At 71.6% G+C, this 1,395-nt stretch carries 4 protein-coding genes; all 4 read right to left on the reverse strand.

Translation table 11 applies throughout. The features are described from left to right. Positions 1 to 9: 9 nt before the first annotated feature. From I55_RS19120 to I55_RS19135, 4 genes are read right to left on the reverse strand one after another with little or no spacing between them, the layout of a single operon-like run. Positions 10 to 309 (reverse strand): ATP synthase subunit I, encoded by a 300-nt coding sequence (locus tag I55_RS19120; RefSeq protein ID WP_044562181.1) that lies wholly within the window; start codon positions 307 to 309, stop codon positions 10 to 12. Continuing rightward, entirely contained in the window at positions 309 to 599 is a 291-nt protein-coding gene (locus I55_RS19125) for an AtpZ/AtpI family protein (RefSeq protein WP_044562178.1), read from the reverse strand. Before I55_RS19125 ends, I55_RS19120 begins: the two co-directional genes overlap by 1 nt. Next, complete coding sequence (locus I55_RS19130) at positions 596 to 1,018, reverse strand: F0F1 ATP synthase subunit epsilon (RefSeq protein ID WP_044562179.1); 423 nt, start codon at positions 1,016 to 1,018, stop codon at positions 596 to 598. Before I55_RS19130 ends, I55_RS19125 begins: the two co-directional genes overlap by 4 nt. Next, the gene (locus I55_RS19135; protein ID WP_044562180.1) at positions 1,015 to 1,281 is read right to left on the reverse strand and encodes a hypothetical protein; all 267 of its coding nucleotides are present in this window, start codon (positions 1,279 to 1,281) and stop codon (positions 1,015 to 1,017) included. The genes I55_RS19130 and I55_RS19135 overlap by 4 nt, the downstream gene beginning before the upstream one ends. Between the last annotated feature and the right edge of the window lie 114 nt (positions 1,282 to 1,395).

The following is a 1,395-nucleotide window of genomic DNA, read 5'->3' on the forward strand; positions in this document are numbered from 1 at the left end:
CCGGCGCGCTCACGGTGCCGCCCTCCGCATCCGCCGGGTGGCCAGCGACCGCGCCGCCATCAGGCCCAGGGCGGTCGACAGCAGGGGCAACGCACCCTCCTGGCTGATCACGGTCAAGGCGGCGCCGAGAAGGGCGAAGCGCAGGACCCCGGCCAGCAGGGCGGCGGCCGCCCGGCCCTGTGGCAGCAGCCGCTCCAGGCTCCAGCGCAAGCTGCGGAAATAGGCCAGGCCCAAGCCCAAGCCCAGGGCCAGGTGCAAAGCCAGGCCAAGGCCGGCCAGGGTGGGGGGAAGGGTGTCGAAGGTGGGCATCAGGCGCGTCCCATCCATTTCCAGGCGGACCAGCATCCCAGCACGAGGCCCAGCAGCAGCAGGGGCGCGGTCCAGAACAGGCCGGAGCCGAAGGTGCGGTCCAGCCACCGGCCGACGAACATGCCGGCCAGCGACGGCACGACGACCAGCCAGCCCAGAACGCCGATCTGGGTCAGCCTCCGGGCGACGGAGGGCTCCCCCTGCAGGCGGGCTTGGCGATGACGGTCGCCACGGCGCTGGACCTCCGTGACCAAGGGATCGGCGCCGTTCGGCGCTTCGGGGCCGGTCATGACCATCCTCCCCGGCCGAGAGGCCCGTCGGGCCGCAGGTGGCGCATGATCTGGCGGATGGCGTTCAAGTGCAGCCGGGTGTCTTCCGTGCGTTCCTGGCGTTCCAGGTCCAGGTCGGCGCGGAAGCGTTCCAGCACCGATCCCGCCAGCGCTTCCACGTCATCGCCGGCCACCGCCTCGCGCGTCGCCACGTTAATCTCCTGTCCGCCCGTTACCGTCAGCACCCCGCCGCGCACGGCGCAGGCGCCTGGATGACCGTTGGTATCGCGCCACTGCACGATGGAGATCGCCAGCCGCGTCAGCAGGTCGGCGTGGCCGGGCAGAATCCCGAAGCCGCCGCTGGCGTCCTCGGCCCGCACCGCGCGGACGTCGGCCGCCTCGACGATGACGGCCAGGGGCGTGACGATGCGCAGGTTCATGCCGCCTCCACCGGCTTGCGGGCCGCCGCCTCCTTATCGCGCGCCTCCTCCAGCGTCCCCACCATGTACAGCGAGCTTTCGGCCCAGTCGTCCGTTTCCCCATCAAGGATTGCGCGGCAGCCGGCCAGGGTGTCGGCCAGCGGCACGGTGCGGCCTGGCGTTCCGGTGAACGCCTCGGTCACCAGGAAAGGCTGGGCGAGGAAGCGTTGCAGGCGGCGAGCGCGGGTCACGACCAGACGGTCGCCGCCGCTCAGCTCATCCACGCCCAGCAGGGCGATGATGTCCTGCAGGTCCTGAAACGGGCCAGGGTTTCGCGCACCCGTTCGGCGATGCGGTAATGCTCCTCCCCCACCACCAACGGGTCCAGCAGGATGGAG

Origin of the sequence: Azospirillum sp. B4 (genome assembly GCF_000333275.1) — a bacterium.
Lineage (GTDB): Bacteria > Pseudomonadota > Alphaproteobacteria > Azospirillales > Azospirillaceae > Nitrospirillum.